This is a genomic window from Pseudomonas migulae (assembly GCF_043225285.1).
GTDB classification, from domain to species: Bacteria; Pseudomonadota; Gammaproteobacteria; order Pseudomonadales; family Pseudomonadaceae; genus Aquipseudomonas; species Aquipseudomonas migulae_C.
Genome location: NZ_CP171224.1, coordinates 5,736,619 through 5,750,618, shown reverse-complemented (window position 1 = coordinate 5,750,618; position 14,000 = coordinate 5,736,619). Strand labels below are relative to the sequence as shown.

The window sequence follows — 14,000 nt, the reverse complement described above, 5'->3', positions numbered from 1 at the left end:
GGCGGTCTCTCTTAGGGTCAGGCTCAGGCCGCAAAGGCACCGACACGCAGCCGGTCGTAGGCCTGCATTTCTTCGGCATCCAGCGGGATGATGTAAGGCTCGACGGCTTTCTTGAAACTGCTCATCTGGCCGTTTTCATCTTTCTTCAAGTGGCAATGGCAGAACCAGTCGCTGTCGTTGCGCTGCGGGTGGTCAACCCGATAGTGGTAAAGCCCCCAGCGACTTTCGGCGCGGAACAACGACGCACGGGCGGCCATTTCGGCGCAGTCGCGGATCATGCTGACTTCCATGGCGCGCATCAGTTCGTGGGCGTTGTGGGCCTTGATCTGATCGAGGTCGCGCTGGATATCACTGAAACGCTGCAGGCCGATCTGCATCTTCTTGGTCACTTTCGGCGGTTGCAGGTAATCGTTCACGAAGCGGCGCAGCTTGTATTCGACCTGGGCCGGCGGCAGACCGTGTTCGCGGTCCAGTGGCGCGTAGACCCGGGCTTTCTCGGTTTCGATCTGCTGGGTATCGACCGCTGAAAATTCGCGCCCGGCGACAAAATCCGCCGCGTTGGTGCCGGCAAACCAGCCGTAAGTGAACGCACCGAGCATGTAGTTGTGCGGCACGGCGGCCATGTCACCCGCCGAGTACAAGCCCTTGACCGAAGTTTCGGCCTTCTCGTTGACCCACACACCCGACGCCGAATGCCCGCTGCAGAAACCGATTTCCGAGATGTGCATCTCGACCATCTGCGTGCGGTAATCGGTGCCGCGATTGGCGTGGAACTGGCCGCGACTCGGGCGTTCGTTGCTGTGCAGGATCTCCTCGATGTTCTGGATGGTTTCCTCGGCCAGGTGATCGAGTTTGAGGAACACCGGGCCGTTGCCGCTTTCGAGTTCCTGGTGGAACTCCCACATCATCTGGCCGCTCCAGTAGTCGCATTCGATGAAGCGTTCGCCCTTGTTGTTGGCGGTGTAGCCGCCCAGCGGACCGGTCACATAGGCGCAGGCCGGACCGTTGTAATCCTTGATCAGCGGGTTGATCTGGAAGCATTCGAGGTTCGCCAGTTCCGCCCCGGCGTGATAGGCCATGGCGTAACCGTCGCCGGCATTGGTCGGGTTTTCGTAGGTGCCCATCAGGTAACCCGAGGATGGCAAACCCAGGCGCCCGGCGGCCCCGCACGCGAGGATCACCGCTTTCGCCTTGATCACGTGGAAGTCGGCGGTGCGGCAGTCGAAGCCCATCAGGCCGTTGACCGCGCCCTCTTCGTCCAACAGCAAGCGCGTGCACACCACGCGATTGGTGATGCTGACCCGCGCCCGTTTCAACTGGCGGTACAGGACTTTCTTGATGTCGTGCCCTTCCGGCATCGGCAGCACGTAGGCGCCCATGTGGTGGACCTTCTTCACCGCGTAGTCGCCGGTTTCGTCCTTCTCGAACTTGACGCCCCAGCGGTCCAGTTGCTCGATGGTTTCGAAGCTGTGGGTCGCGTAGGCGTACACCGCCGCCTGGTTGACGATGCCGTCGTTGGCGATGGTGATTTCCTTGGTGTACTGCTCCGGCGTCGAGTGGCCGGGAATGATCGCGTTGTTCAGGCCGTCCATGCCCATGCTGATCGCGCCGCTGCGCTTGACGTTGGCCTTGTCGATCAGCAACACGCGCAGATCGCGGTTGCGTTCCTTGGCCTTGATCGCCGCCATGGGGCCGGCGGTGCCACCGCCGATCACGACGATGTCGTATTCCTGTTCAAGAGTCGTTCGGGTCATGCCTGCGCCCCTTTTTGCCGGTCGATCCGCAGGCGGTACTGGAACGCATCGCCGCGGTAGTAAAGGTGTTCGAAGTCCACGGGCTGGCCGTTGGCATCGTGGGTCAGGCGCTCGATGCGCATGATCGGCGAGCCGGCTTCGACGTTGAGCGCCTGGGTCAGGTCGCTGTCGGCGAGCACGGCGTCGATGGCTAGGTCGGCATGACCGAGGGCCAGGCCGCAGTCGTTTTCGAGGATCAGGAAGATGTCGCGGGTAACCAGATCGGCCTTCTCCAGCCGCTCGCCGATGGCTTTGGGCAGGTAAGTGATTTCCAGTGAAATCGGCTCGCGGTTGATCAGGCGAACCCGCTTGATCTGCGCCACGGTCTCGCCTTCGGCCACCTGCAAACGCTCGGCGACGAGTTTGTCGGCAGGGATGAACTTGAAGCTGCGCAGGCGGTTGATCACCTCATAGCCGCGGCCGGTCATGGACTCGGCAAGACCTTGCAGGGTGCTGACGTTCTGGAAGGTTTTCGGCTTGGCGACGAAGGTGCCCTTGCCGTGAATCTTGAAGATCAGCCCTTCTTTTTGCAGATCGCCCAAGGCCTGGCGCACGGTGATGCGACTGACTTTGAACAGCGTGCCGAGCTCGCTTTCGGACGGCATCTGGCTGTCTTGCGGGTATTCGCCGTCGAGGATACGGGCGCGCAGCACATCCCGGAGCTGGGTGTGCAGCGGAACGCTGCTGAGGGAGAGAACGTTATCGGTCATCTGGGATCACTTGTTATAACGAGTTATGACGTGATCTTAGAGTTCTAATGACGGGGTTGAGAAATACTGTTTGAGAATAAGGTTAGATTCGAGGATCGCGGTGTAATCGGATGCACCGCGTCGCCTGGATCGTCGGAACGCCGCCCGCAGCAAGCCGGCTCCTACAAGTCCGTGGGCGTACCGAGGATGTTCGGTTGGCGCAGATCCTGTAGGAGCCAGCTTGCTGGCGATAGCGATTTCACGGACGCCATCGCCGGCAAGCCGGCTCCTACAATTCCGTGTGCGAGCCGAGAATGTTTGGTTGGCGTAGATCCTGTAGGAGCCGGCTTGCTGGCGATGCGGTGTGTCAGTCACACCACCGCAGGCGCCTACAGATCAGCCGACGCGCAGTGCACGCAAATCCAGATGCCCATCCTTCAGCGGCGGGCACCAGTAATAGCCACCAGTGATCGGCCGGCTGATGCGGTACAGACCGTCAGTAATGCCATCTTCCAGACCGCTCATACGGCGCAGTTGCGCTTCGAAGGCATCCAGGGAAAACCCGAACGCCAGGAACATCAATCCGGCGCGATCACCTTCGATCCACGGCATCGAACGGCGCACGACGAACGCTTCCGGGGCGAAGCTTTCCTGGGCGGTGCGTTTGACATGGGCGGAGATCGGCGCGTCATCGATTTCTTCGTTGTCGCTCAGGCGGCGGCCCATGATGTTGTCCTTTTCATCGGACGCCAACGCGTGGAAACCTTTCAGGTCATGCTGCCATTGCTGGATCGCGGCGAAGCTGCCACCGACCACACCCTCAGCGCCCTCGCCCACCAGCGCGGCAGCCACGGCGGCCTCGTCGTGCGGGTTTTCTGTGCCGTCTTCATAACCGGTCAGGTCGTGGCCGCTCAGGTGGCGAAAGGTTTCGTTCATCTGCACCAGACGCAAGGCCGGCGCCAGCGCGGCTTCAATGGCGGTAGCGCGATTGAGCAACTCGCCACGGTCGACGCCATGCAGCCAGCACCACAACGCATGCTGGGTCGACGGGTTGTCGACACCGACGCCGGTCAGCGCCGGAAAAGGCCGCAGGCCTTCGATCTGGCCATGGAGGGCCTTGACCAGGGATTCACCGAAACCGACCACCGCCGACTTCCCGTCCACCAGCTGCATCAATTGGTCGAGCGCGGCCGGCAGTGCATCGACGGATTCCAGCGCGAAGAACATATGACGGGCTTGAGGCGGTACTGGGGTGGCGAGAATGCCCGGCTGGTAGTAACTCATATGAACTCCTTAAGAAAGAGCGCGAAGTTTACCCGCAGCGCTGGCCGTTGTGTGTCCTCAGGTCAAAAGATCGCGGATTGATCAAATCGGCACTTAAAAAACCGGGGCAATAAGGCGTATAACCTTTGAAGTGAATCTGAACGGCAAGCCACCCGCGCACGGCTGACCTCACATGGAGTAGCGACATGACCACAGCATCTATCCTTGGCAACCTGTTTCCCGACTCCAGCGACATCCCGGAAAAATACCGCCTCGACAGCCCGACCGAGCAACGTGAATACCTGGTCGATGGCCAGTTGCAAACCTGGTCCGGCCCCCTCGCCCAGGTCCGCAGCCCGGTGTACCTGACCGGCGAAAACGGCGACCAGCAAGTGATCCTCGGCAGCACGCCGCTGCTCGATGCCGAGACCGCCCTCACCGCCCTCGACGCCGCCGTCCGCGCCTATGACCGCGGCCAGGGTTTGTGGCCGACCATGCGTGTGGCCGAACGCATCCAGCACGTTGAAACTTTCCTCGGGCGCATGCGCGAACAGCGCGAAGCCGTGGTCAAGCTGCTGATGTGGGAGATCGGCAAGAACCTCAAGGACTCGGAAAAAGAGTTCGATCGCACCTGCGACTACATCGTCGACACCATCAACGCGCTCAAGGAACTCGACCGTCGCTCGAGCCGTTTCGAGCTGGAACAGGACACGCTGGGCCAGATCCGTCGCGTTCCGCTCGGCGTGGCGCTGTGCATGGGGCCTTACAACTACCCACTGAACGAAACCTTCACCACGCTGATTCCGGCACTGATCATGGGCAACACCGTGGTGTTCAAACCGGCCAAACTCGGGGTGCTGCTGATTCGTCCGCTGCTGGAAGCGTTCCGCGACAGCTTCCCGGCGGGCGTCATCAACGTGATCTACGGCAGCGGCCGCGAGACCGTCAGCGCGCTGATGGCCAGCGGCAAGATCGACATCTTCGCGTTCATCGGCACCAACAAGGCGGCCAGCGACCTGAAGAAACTCCACCCGAAACCGCACCGTTTGCGCGCCGCGCTGGGCCTGGATGCGAAGAACCCCGGCATCGTGTTGCCGGAGGTGGACCTGGACAATGCCGTGAACGAAGCGGTCACCGGTTCGTTGTCCTTCAATGGCCAACGCTGCACCGCGCTGAAAATCCTCTTCGTCCACGAAGACGTGGTCGAGGCCTTCATCGACAAGTTCAACGCCAAACTCGCCAGCCTCAAACCCGGCATGCCGTGGGAAAGTGGCGTGGCGCTGACGCCGTTGCCGGAATCGGGCAAGGTCGATTATCTGCACGGGCTGGTCGAGGATGCCGTGAGCAAAGGCGCCCGCGTGGTCAACCCCAATGGCGGTGAAACCCGCGCGTCCTTCTTCTATCCAGCCGTGCTGTATCCGGTGACGCCGCAGATGCGCGTGTATCAGGAAGAGCAGTTCGGCCCGGTGGTGCCGATCGTGCCTTACCGGCATCTGGACACGGTGATCGATTACGTCCTGGAATCGGACTTCGGCCAGCAACTGAGCATCTTCGGCACCAACCCGGTGGCGGTCGGGCGGCTGGTGGACACCTTCGCCAACCAGGTCGGGCGGATCAACCTCAACGCCCAGTGCCAGCGCGGGCCGGACACCTATCCATTCAACGGCCGCAAGAACTCGGCCGAAGGCACATTGTCGGTGCATGACGCGCTGCGGGTGTTTTCGATTCGCACACTGGTGGCGACCAAGTTCCAGGAGACCAACAAGGACCTCATCAGCGAGATCATCAGCGGCCGCAGTTCGAGCTTCCTGACCACCGATTACATCTTCTGAGGAACACCAGCCTGAGTACATTCAGAGCCCAAAGACTGCCACCGCTAATGCGCCGGTTGCTGCGTCCGTTACTGGACCCGTACCGGCGCTATCGCCACGCCAGATTGATTCACGCGGTGCGTGTATCCCTGGGGTTGCTGGCGACGATCCTGCTGACCACCGGCATCAACCTGCCCCACGGTGAGTGGGCCTCGGTGACGATGCTGGTGGTGATCGGCGGTTTGCAGCACCACGGCAACATCGGCAAAAAAGCCGCCGAGCGCGCCATCGGCACCTTGATTGGCGCCGGTGTCGGCCTGTTGCTGGTGGCGCAGCAGGCCTGGCTCGGGATGCCGTGGCTGACCTATTTTGCAATGTCGGTGGTTTGCGGATTTTTCTCGTACCATGCCATCGGCAAGGGTGGTTACACGGCGCTGCTGTCGGCGATCACCGTGTTTATCGTCGCCGGGCATGGCGATAATCCGGTGACCGACGGGCTGTGGCGCGGCGTGGACATCCTGATCGGCATTGCCCTGGCCCTGGCGTTTTCCTTCGCGCTGCCGCTGTACGCGGTCTATTCCTGGCGCTACAACCTGGCTGATGCGCTGCGCGATTGCGCGACGATTTACGGGCGCATCATCAATGGCCAACCCGTTACCGATGACGAACACGTGAAGCTGATGAACCGCCTCAACGCGGTGATGGTGCAGTTGCGCTCGCTGATGCCGTCGGTGTCCAAGGAAGTGAAGATCTCCATGACCGAACTCGATGCGATCCAGCGGCATTTGCGCATGTGCGTCAGCACCCTGGAAATCCTCGGCAACACCCGGCCGGATGCCAACGATCCGGACGCCATGGCGCATCTGCAATCGGCGTTGAAAGCGGAGCACCGGCTGATTCGGGTGCAACTGGTGGGGATGGCGCGGGCCCTGAAAACCGGCGCGACCCAGCGGTTGAGCCGGCCTGTCGAATTGCCCGCCGATTCAAGCCTGGATGCGCCGGTCTACACCGCCCTGGACGGCTACCGTTTATTGGTCCGGCAGATGACCCGCAACATCGACGAGATGCGCCAGCGCCTGGCCAAGACTGCGCCGCGCTGGAACATCTGATTACTGCGCAACGGTGCGCCGAAACTTCAGGCTCCAGCCCTGCTGCATACCGGCGGCGGCCAGCAGAATGGCGGCGACACCGATCCATTGCAGCGTTTCGAGGCGATGACCGAAGGCAAACCAATCAACGAAGATCGCCGCGATCGGGTAGATGAACGACAACGCACCGGTCAATGCCGTCGGCAGCTTTTGAATCGCGCCGTACAGCAGCACGTACATCACGCCGGTGTGAACGATCCCGAGGGTCACCAGGCTGGCCCATGCGCTCGGTGCCTGCGGCAATGCCGAAAAGTGCGCGAATGGCGCGAGCAACAGAACACCGGTGCTGACCTGAATCAGCGCGATCAAGTGCGGTGGCGTGCCGGTCAGGCGCTTGATGATCAATGCTGCCACCGCGTACAGGAACGCCGCCCCCAGCGCCAGCGCAATGCCCGTCAGGTAATCACTGCCGCCCTCGCCCTGCTCACCGTGCGCACTGACAATCGCCAGCATGCCGAGGAACGAAATGCCCAGCCAGAACAGTTTCTGCAGGGTGATTTTTTCGTTGAGGAACAGCGCGGCCAAGCCGACCAGCATGAACGGCTGAACGTTGTACACCGCGGTGCCAATCGAGATCGAGGCGCGGGAGTAAGACGCAAACAGCAGCACCCAGTTGCCGACAATCGCCACGCCGCTGAGCACCGCCAGCAGAAAGGTAGTGCGGGTCAGAATGCCGGGGCGTAGAAAGCCGAAGGCCGCGCAGATCAGCAACAAGGTGCCGGCGCCGAACACGCAACGCCAGAACACCACGTCCAGCACCGGTTGCCCGGACACCAGCACGAACCAGCCGATGGTCCCGGAAATCAGCATGGCGGCGGTCATTTCGAATGACCCGTGACGAAGTGTTTTGTCCATCATCAGACTCCTGTGTTTGAGCCCAAAGTATGCCAATCCACCCGGGGGCTTCTCCAGCGCAAAAAGCAGGCTAAACTCGGGTTCTGCCTTTTTTATCAAGGCAGTTATGAATAATTGCCTAATGGGTGTTCTGACATGACTGACGATATCGACCAAGCGCTGATCACGGCCCTGATGGAAGACTCACGGCGTTCGCTGAAGGCCCTGGCGAACCTCAGCGGCCTGTCCTCGCCCAGCGTCGCCGAGCGTTTGCGTCGTTTGGAAGAGCGCGGTGTGCTCAAGGGCTACACCGTCGAGATTGACCCTAAATGCTTTGGCTATCAACTCCAGGCCATCGTGCGCATCCGGCCGTTGCCAGGTCAGTTGCAGGAAGTGGAACGGCAGATCCAGGCCATTCCCGAATTCACCGAATGCGACAAGGTGACCGGCGATGACTGCTTCATCGCCCGCCTGCACGTGCGCTCGATGGAACAGCTGGACACCCTGCTCGACCGCCTCAACACCCACGCCGAAACCAACACCGCGATCGTCAAGAAAACCCCGGTAAAGCGCCGCTTGCCGCCGATGGCGTGAGGCTTTCGCTCAAATCGCAGGCAAGAAAAAACCCGCCGAAGCGGGTTTTTTACTCAAGAGCGGCGATTAATCATCGCGGCTCATGATGCCGAAGATCTGCAACAAGCTGATGAACAGGTTGTAGATCGATACATACAGGCTGATGGTCGCCATGATGTAGTTACGCTCGCCGCCGTGAATGATGGCGCTGGTCTGGAACAGAATGCAGACCGACGAGAACAGCACGAAACCTGCGCTGATCGCCAGTTGCAGACCGCTGATCTGGAAGAAGAAGCTCGCCAGCGTCGCGCCCAGCAACACGAAGAAACCTGCGGTGATGAAGCCGCCGAGGAAACTCATGTCCTTACGGGTGATCAGCACGTAGGCCGACAGGCCGCCGAACACCAGTGCCGTCATCGCGAAAGCCGAACTCACGACTTCCGCGCCGCCCTGCATACCCAGGTAGCGGTTGAGGATCGGGCCGAGCAGGAAACCCATGAAACCGGTCAAGGCAAACGCCGACACCAGGCCCCATGCGGAATCGCGGAGTTTGTTGGTCAGGAAGAAAAGGCCGTAGAAACCGATCAGCACCACGAAGATATTCGGGTAGCCGACACGCATCTGCTGAGCAACAAACGCCATCACGCCGCTGAATGCGAGGGTGAGAGCCAGCAAGCCGTATGTGTTGCGCAGGACGCGGCTAACCTCTAGCTGCTCAGCCTGCACGCTGTTATTAACTGCGTAATCCTGTTCGCGCATGGCGACACTCCTGTTGGTTTGAAACGTTCAGTCGCAAAGATCATAACAGACGCTCTGTAACAAGCTATGCAGAGAGTTTGACAGTGTGTTTCATTCAGGTATTATGGCGCCCGCAACGCAAACGGAGGTGTGGCCGAGTGGTTTAAGGCAACGGTCTTGAAAACCGTCGACTGTAACAGGTCCATGAGTTCGAATCCCATCGCCTCCGCCATATTTGATACGACAAAGCCCTGATTATTCAGGGCTTTGTCGTTTCTGGGGTTTGGTTTTTATCGGCTGCAGAGCCAGGTGCCACAACTTAAACATCGCCCGAAAGCTTCTGCGCACTCACCATCAACGATCAGAAACTGGTAAGCGCAAAAATCATCTTCGATGGTATGCAATGACTACGGCATGCCGCACTCCCCTGCGGCTCCTGCCAAAAATGCTCACTATCAATGCCAAGCAAAGGAAATGGCCATTGAAAACTGCCCTGAGATTCGTAGGTATATTTTCTGCTTCATTACTCACAGTTGCCTGCCAAAGTGGCCCGCCGCCGGCCCCTAAAACAGAGGTCGCTACACAAGCGGTCGTGCTCGACAACTGGCTTCAGGTTCGATTCTGTACAGATGGAAGCAATACCATCGACGGGAAATTCATACAGGGCCGGCTGTGTTCCCAAACACAGAAGTACGAAATAGCCGGAGGGCCGGTGATCAGATTGGCTGGCCAACACGGCTTGGTAGGCTCTCTCTCCCCGCAGGAAGCGACGAAGGGATTTTCGGCGTCAGATGGTGGCATTACTTACACACTTAAATGCGAATTGCTGCCCAAGCTAAGTGCTGGGGAGTCCTATCGCTGTGCATACGATGCGAACAACCTTCCCTTGGTCAGGGTAGAAATCACCTACCCATAACGCATTCTTGGTGCCCTCCGGCGTCGCGGTCTTTACGCGCCCGGAGTCTCCGGGCGCTTGTAAACGACCCCGGAGAGCCCGAAGACAAAATCGTCGAACCGATTTCAGTTACCGCGACTTAGCTGCAGATTTTGTGTGGTGCACTCTGCGGTACTAACGGTCCCCATGAATGCATTCATCTTCACTGCGCACTTCTCGATGTTCAAACCGTTACGACCGTCACTCGAAATGTTGGTGACGTATGGGCCTGCGGTTGTGCAGCCTGCCAGGGTGGCGAGCAGGCCCAACGTAATAATGTTTAGCTTCATGTGAATCCTTCTTTGTTTGCAGTAGAAGACGGTTTTCAAAATCCGCATGACTCATCTCGTCCTGAAGAAGATGACTGCAGCATTTACCCTTACTTGGATCGGACCACAATCGTAGAGGCGAGCATGTCGCCCAAGCGTTTCCGTGAGCCAAAAAAAATGAAGATCCAGTCAAAAAAGCTCAGAAACGGCGTCGTGATGTTTCGTATGAAAGATTGGTAGAGATTACAACTGAGGTAGCTGCGCTCATCGATCACTGACATGCCCAACAACTTTTTGCCAAGGCTTTGGCCGTTTGGCATTGCATCGGAAAACAGGTAATACACCACGCCTGAGCCGAGCGCGAGCGCGCCGACCACACTAGACGGCAAGCCAATAAAAGCGGCCAACCTTCCTACGAAGATAAAGAGAAAGACAGTAATCATGGAGTCAATCATCTGTCCTCCCCATCGACGCCCCAAACCGGCCAGGTTTTTGGGTTTCTGATACTCACCTTGGGTATTGCTGACGTCCATGCGTTGCCGCTCCGTAGATATAGGGATCAGAGAATATCGGCACCTGCCAATGAATATTGAGCTCGCCCCAAACCGAAGCTGAAGATCTCAGGCAAGTCTCGTAAAACTCCCTGCCCGCTCCCCCTCTGTCTCCAACGTCCTGCCGACCAGACACCCCAAAATCCAAATACCCGCCCCTGCCCTCGACTTGGATCATCAACAGTCCCGGTTAGATTTCCCTCGCCGCTCCTCCTGAAAAAAGCCCCCCACCGATCATCACTTTTCCTCCCTCAAGCGACCAACAGCCTATTGACCATCAGAGACTTATTGTCCACCACGGACAAATATCACACGCACAGGTAATCGCATTCATGGCCCACACCACCGAAACCAGCCTCCCCTCGCAAACGCCAGGCGTCGTGCACAAGCTGTGCAAACACACATTCAGTGGCGGTTCGGGCCAGCGCAGTGCCTACATCCAGGCCGGGTTGCATGCCGACGAACACCCGGGACTGTTGGTCATCCAGCACCTGCTGGTTCATTTGCAAGCGCTGGAAAAACAAGGCCGGATTGAGGGGCGGATTGTGGTCAGGCCTTTCGCCAATCCGGTCGGCATGGGGCAACAGGTCTTTGGCCAACTGCCTGGACGCTTCAACCTGGCCAATGGTGAGAACTTCAACCGCAACTTCCCGAACATCGTTGCCAGGCTGGAGTCCGTGCTGACCATGACGCGCCCCGCCCATAACGACACGTCGGCAATGAAGGCGCTGATGCTGTCCGCGCTCGGGGATTCGATGCCTGCCGAAACCGTCGCCGCCAACAAATACCTGTTATTGCAGGAGGCGTTGCAGCACGACCTTTTCATCGATCTGCACTGCGACACCTCCAGCATTCTGCACATCTACGCCAACCTCAATCAGCGCGAACGCGCACTCCGCCTGGCGACCAGCATGGGCGTCGAGGCGGTGTTTCTCGAGGATGAAGCCGGCGGTTTCCCGCTGGACGAGGCCTATGCCAAAGCCTGGAAGACGCTGTATGCCAAAGGATTCGTGGACACTGAACACCTCGGTTTCTCCGCGACCGTCGAGCTGCGCGGTCAAGCGGATGTCGAGGACGATATCGCTGAACAGGATGCGTTGGGCCTGCTGCGTTTTCTCTGCGCCGAAGGTTTGATCCGGGAAGAAGGCGCCTGCGAGCACCCCATCGAACCGGACCAGGTGATCGTCTACCCGTTGGAAGGTGTCGCCCATCTGGAAGCAACCGGCACCGGCATCGTTGCCTGGAAAAAAGCGCTCGGTGCAACCATACGGCGCGGCGAAATCATCGCTGAAATCCTGCCGTTGGACATGCAACTCGGTACGCCGCGCATTCCGCTGTCGAGCCCGGTGAACGGAGTTCTCGTTGCCCGCCACCACATCAGGCTGGTCCGGACCGGCCAGCGCATCGGCATGGCGGCGGGAACCGAGCCACTTCCCGGGCGCATTCCCGGCCAACTCATGCACGCTTTCTAACAACCAGAGTAGGTAAAAAACCTATCAACCCGTAACGACGACTCAATTTTCAAACTGCCTTGGCGAGCTGCGTTTGCGGCTTCACCAACAACACCGACAATCAATCTGAGGCACGTAAAAATGAAAATGTCCGCAGTGTTCAGTGGTCTGACGCTCGCTCTCTCGATGTCCATGGCCCACGCAGCAGATCAACCGCTGAAAATCGGTATAGAAGCGGCCTACCCGCCCTTCGCGTCCAAGTCTCCCACCGGCGAAATCACCGGTTTCGACTACGACATCGGCAACGCGCTGTGCGCAGAAATGCAGGTCAAATGCCAATGGGTCGAGCAGGAATACGACGGCCTGATTCCCGCGTTGAAAGTCAAAAAAGTCGATGCGATTCTGTCGTCGATGTCGATCACCGAGGAGCGCAAGAAATCGGTCGATTTCACCGACAAGTACTACCAGAGCCCCGCTCGACTGGCGATGAAAAGCGGAACGCAAATCGGCGATGACCTTGCCGGATTGAGCGGCAAGCGCATCGGCGTGCAACGCTCCAGCATCCACGACCGCTTCGCCACTGAAGTCCTCGCGCCCAAGGGTGCGGAAATCGTGCGCTACACCTCGCAAAACGAGATCTACCTGGACATGAATTCCGGCCGACTGGATGGGACCGTCGCGGACCAGATCATCCTCAGCGAGTCGTTTCTCAAGCTGCCTGCCGGCCAGGGATTTGCTTTCGCGGGCCCACAATTGACCGATCCGAAGTACTTCGGCGACGGCATCGGCATCGCTCTGCGCAAAGGTGATGCAGCGCATGTACAAGGCTTCAATGACGCCATCAAGGCATTGCGCGAGAAAGGGATTTACCAGGCCATCAACGCGAAGTATTTCGACTTCGACGTGTATGGCAAGTAACCGCTGATATCAGTCCCTTTCCATAGCTGCCTTAGAGAGCGTCAACCATGCCCACCACCCTGCAAGCCCCTCTTGTCGTCCAGGAGTCGGATGTCAAAGCATTGCTCCCGCAACTGGACGTATTGGCCGCAATGCGCCGCCTGTTCCAGTCGCTGTCCGCCGGCAACGCCGTGCAACCACCACAGCAACTGGTGGAGTTTCCCAATGGACAGGGCGACTTCATCAACTACCTGGGGGTCATGAGCGAAGAAAAGGTCTACGGGATTAAAACGTCGCCGTACATCAAGACCGACGGCAAGCCACTCGTCACCGCCTGGTCCATGCTGATGTCCATGGAAACCGGTACGCCGCTTCTGCTGGCAGACGCGGGTCTGCTGACAACCCTGCGTACTGCGGCAACCACTGCGTTGGCCATCGACCACCTCGCGCCCAAAGACAGCAAGCGACTGGCGGTGATTGGCAGCGGCCCCATCGCACTGCGGCATGTCGAGTTCGTGAAAGGCCTGCGGCCGTGGGAAAAAATCTCGATCTATTCCCTGGACATCCCGTCCATGAGCGACGAACAACGGGAGTCGATTCTGGCCATCGATCCACGCATTACGCTCTGCGAACTGCAATCGAAAGCGGTCTCCAATGCCGACGTGGTGATGTTGTGTACGTCGTCGCCAAAACCCGTTCTGCAGACTGAAATTCTGGGGCAGCCAACGCTCATCACTTCAATCAGCACCAATGCGTATCGCGCCCATGAAATTGCCCCGCAAGAGCTGCCGAAAATGGACGTCTATTGCGACTACCGCCACACCACGCCACTGGCCGCGGGAGAGATGGTCATCGCCGCGGAACGCGAATGCTGGTCACCCCGGGATCTGCTGGGTGACCTGGCAGAACTGGCCAGCGGCGAAGCGCCGCTGCCTCGCTATGACCGTCACGTGTTCTTCCGTTCAATCGGTCTCGGGCTGGAGGACGTTGCAGTGTCCCTGGAAATCTATAAAGCGCTGACACAACGTTGATCACCGCTTGTTAATCGA

12 protein-coding genes and 1 tRNA gene are annotated in these 14,000 nt (G+C 59.1%); 7 read left to right on the top strand and 6 right to left on the bottom strand.

The window, feature by feature from the left end; genetic code table 11:
* Positions 1 to 23: 23 nt before the first annotated feature.
* From ACF6ZU_RS26510 to ACF6ZU_RS26500, 3 genes are all read right to left on the bottom strand, one after another.
* Positions 24 to 1,754 (bottom strand): fumarate reductase/succinate dehydrogenase flavoprotein subunit, encoded by a 1,731-nt coding sequence (locus ACF6ZU_RS26510; protein WP_392888476.1) that lies wholly within the window; start codon positions 1,752 to 1,754, stop codon positions 24 to 26.
* The gene (locus ACF6ZU_RS26505) at positions 1,751 to 2,503 is read right to left on the bottom strand and encodes a GntR family transcriptional regulator (protein WP_392888474.1); all 753 of its coding nucleotides are present in this window, start codon (positions 2,501 to 2,503) and stop codon (positions 1,751 to 1,753) included. The genes ACF6ZU_RS26510 and ACF6ZU_RS26505 overlap by 4 nt, the downstream gene beginning before the upstream one ends.
* Positions 2,504 to 2,878: 375 nt before the next feature.
* Positions 2,879 to 3,766 (bottom strand): Dyp-type peroxidase, encoded by an 888-nt coding sequence (locus ACF6ZU_RS26500; RefSeq protein WP_392888472.1) that lies wholly within the window; start codon positions 3,764 to 3,766, stop codon positions 2,879 to 2,881.
* A gap of 185 nt (positions 3,767 to 3,951) precedes the next feature.
* On the opposite strand from ACF6ZU_RS26500, the gene ACF6ZU_RS26495 reads away from it, so the two are divergent.
* Together ACF6ZU_RS26495 and ACF6ZU_RS26490 are read left to right on the top strand one after the other, a co-directional pair.
* Positions 3,952 to 5,577 (top strand): NADP-dependent glyceraldehyde-3-phosphate dehydrogenase, encoded by a 1,626-nt coding sequence (locus tag ACF6ZU_RS26495; protein WP_392888470.1) that lies wholly within the window; start codon positions 3,952 to 3,954, stop codon positions 5,575 to 5,577.
* A 47-nt stretch (positions 5,578 to 5,624) separates the two neighbouring features.
* The gene (locus tag ACF6ZU_RS26490) at positions 5,625 to 6,665 is read left to right on the top strand and encodes an FUSC family protein (RefSeq protein WP_392888469.1); all 1,041 of its coding nucleotides are present in this window, start codon (positions 5,625 to 5,627) and stop codon (positions 6,663 to 6,665) included.
* On the opposite strand, the gene ACF6ZU_RS26485 is transcribed toward ACF6ZU_RS26490, so the two are convergent.
* Entirely contained in the window at positions 6,666 to 7,559 is an 894-nt protein-coding gene (locus tag ACF6ZU_RS26485; RefSeq protein ID WP_392888468.1) for a DMT family transporter, read from the bottom strand.
* 135 nt (positions 7,560 to 7,694) lie between these two features.
* Here ACF6ZU_RS26485 and ACF6ZU_RS26480 point away from each other — a divergent pair, with 135 nt between their 5' ends.
* On the top strand, positions 7,695 to 8,132 hold the full coding sequence (locus ACF6ZU_RS26480) for an Lrp/AsnC family transcriptional regulator (RefSeq protein ID WP_392888466.1): 438 nt from the start codon (positions 7,695 to 7,697) through the stop codon (positions 8,130 to 8,132).
* 66 nt (positions 8,133 to 8,198) lie between these two features.
* On the opposite strand, the gene ACF6ZU_RS26475 is transcribed toward ACF6ZU_RS26480, so the two are convergent.
* Complete coding sequence (locus ACF6ZU_RS26475) at positions 8,199 to 8,870, bottom strand: Bax inhibitor-1/YccA family protein (protein WP_008081508.1); 672 nt, start codon at positions 8,868 to 8,870, stop codon at positions 8,199 to 8,201.
* 123 nt (positions 8,871 to 8,993) lie between these two features.
* On the opposite strand from ACF6ZU_RS26475, the gene ACF6ZU_RS26470 reads away from it, so the two are divergent.
* Positions 8,994 to 9,081 (top strand) — tRNA-Ser (locus tag ACF6ZU_RS26470).
* Positions 9,082 to 10,162: 1,081 nt separating this feature from the next.
* Here ACF6ZU_RS26470 and ACF6ZU_RS26465 read toward each other — a convergent pair.
* Positions 10,163 to 10,585, bottom strand: a complete 423-nt coding sequence (locus ACF6ZU_RS26465) for an RDD family protein (protein WP_392888463.1) — start codon at positions 10,583 to 10,585, stop codon at positions 10,163 to 10,165.
* A gap of 350 nt (positions 10,586 to 10,935) precedes the next feature.
* Between ACF6ZU_RS26465 and ACF6ZU_RS26460 the strand changes: the two genes are divergently transcribed.
* The 3 genes from ACF6ZU_RS26460 to ACF6ZU_RS26450 all read left to right on the top strand — a co-directional run bounded on the left by ACF6ZU_RS26460 (position 10,936) and on the right by ACF6ZU_RS26450 (position 13,982).
* Positions 10,936 to 12,075, top strand: a complete 1,140-nt coding sequence (locus ACF6ZU_RS26460; RefSeq protein WP_392888462.1) for a succinylglutamate desuccinylase/aspartoacylase family protein — start codon at positions 10,936 to 10,938, stop codon at positions 12,073 to 12,075.
* Between the two features lie 126 nt (positions 12,076 to 12,201).
* A complete protein-coding gene (locus ACF6ZU_RS26455) occupies positions 12,202 to 12,972 on the top strand; it encodes an ABC transporter substrate-binding protein (protein WP_392893939.1) in 771 nt (256 codons plus the stop codon).
* Positions 12,973 to 13,019: 47 nt separating this feature from the next.
* Positions 13,020 to 13,982, top strand: coding sequence for an ornithine cyclodeaminase family protein (locus tag ACF6ZU_RS26450; RefSeq protein WP_392888461.1), 963 nt, complete (start codon positions 13,020 to 13,022; stop codon positions 13,980 to 13,982).
* Positions 13,983 to 14,000 lie beyond the last annotated feature (18 nt).

Bases quoted from the DNA above. Each gene is read 5' to 3' on its own strand.
- ACF6ZU_RS26510 (WP_392888476.1), bottom strand. From the start codon at position 1,754: ATGACCCGAACGACTCTTGAACAGGAATACGACATCGTCGTGATCGGC.
- ACF6ZU_RS26505 (WP_392888474.1), bottom strand. From the start codon at position 2,503: ATGACCGATAACGTTCTCTCCCTCAGCAGCGTTCCGCTGCACACCCAG.
- ACF6ZU_RS26500 (WP_392888472.1), bottom strand. From the start codon at position 3,766: ATGAGTTACTACCAGCCGGGCATTCTCGCCACCCCAGTACCGCCTCAA.
- ACF6ZU_RS26495 (WP_392888470.1), top strand. From the start codon at position 3,952: ATGACCACAGCATCTATCCTTGGCAACCTGTTTCCCGACTCCAGCGAC.
- ACF6ZU_RS26490 (WP_392888469.1), top strand. From the start codon at position 5,625: ATGCGCCGGTTGCTGCGTCCGTTACTGGACCCGTACCGGCGCTATCGC.
- ACF6ZU_RS26485 (WP_392888468.1), bottom strand. From the start codon at position 7,559: ATGGACAAAACACTTCGTCACGGGTCATTCGAAATGACCGCCGCCATG.
- ACF6ZU_RS26480 (WP_392888466.1), top strand. From the start codon at position 7,695: ATGACTGACGATATCGACCAAGCGCTGATCACGGCCCTGATGGAAGAC.
- ACF6ZU_RS26475 (WP_008081508.1), bottom strand. From the start codon at position 8,870: ATGCGCGAACAGGATTACGCAGTTAATAACAGCGTGCAGGCTGAGCAG.
- ACF6ZU_RS26465 (WP_392888463.1), bottom strand. From the start codon at position 10,585: ATGGACGTCAGCAATACCCAAGGTGAGTATCAGAAACCCAAAAACCTG.
- ACF6ZU_RS26460 (WP_392888462.1), top strand. From the start codon at position 10,936: ATGGCCCACACCACCGAAACCAGCCTCCCCTCGCAAACGCCAGGCGTC.
- ACF6ZU_RS26455 (WP_392893939.1), top strand. From the start codon at position 12,202: ATGTCCGCAGTGTTCAGTGGTCTGACGCTCGCTCTCTCGATGTCCATG.
- ACF6ZU_RS26450 (WP_392888461.1), top strand. From the start codon at position 13,020: ATGCCCACCACCCTGCAAGCCCCTCTTGTCGTCCAGGAGTCGGATGTC.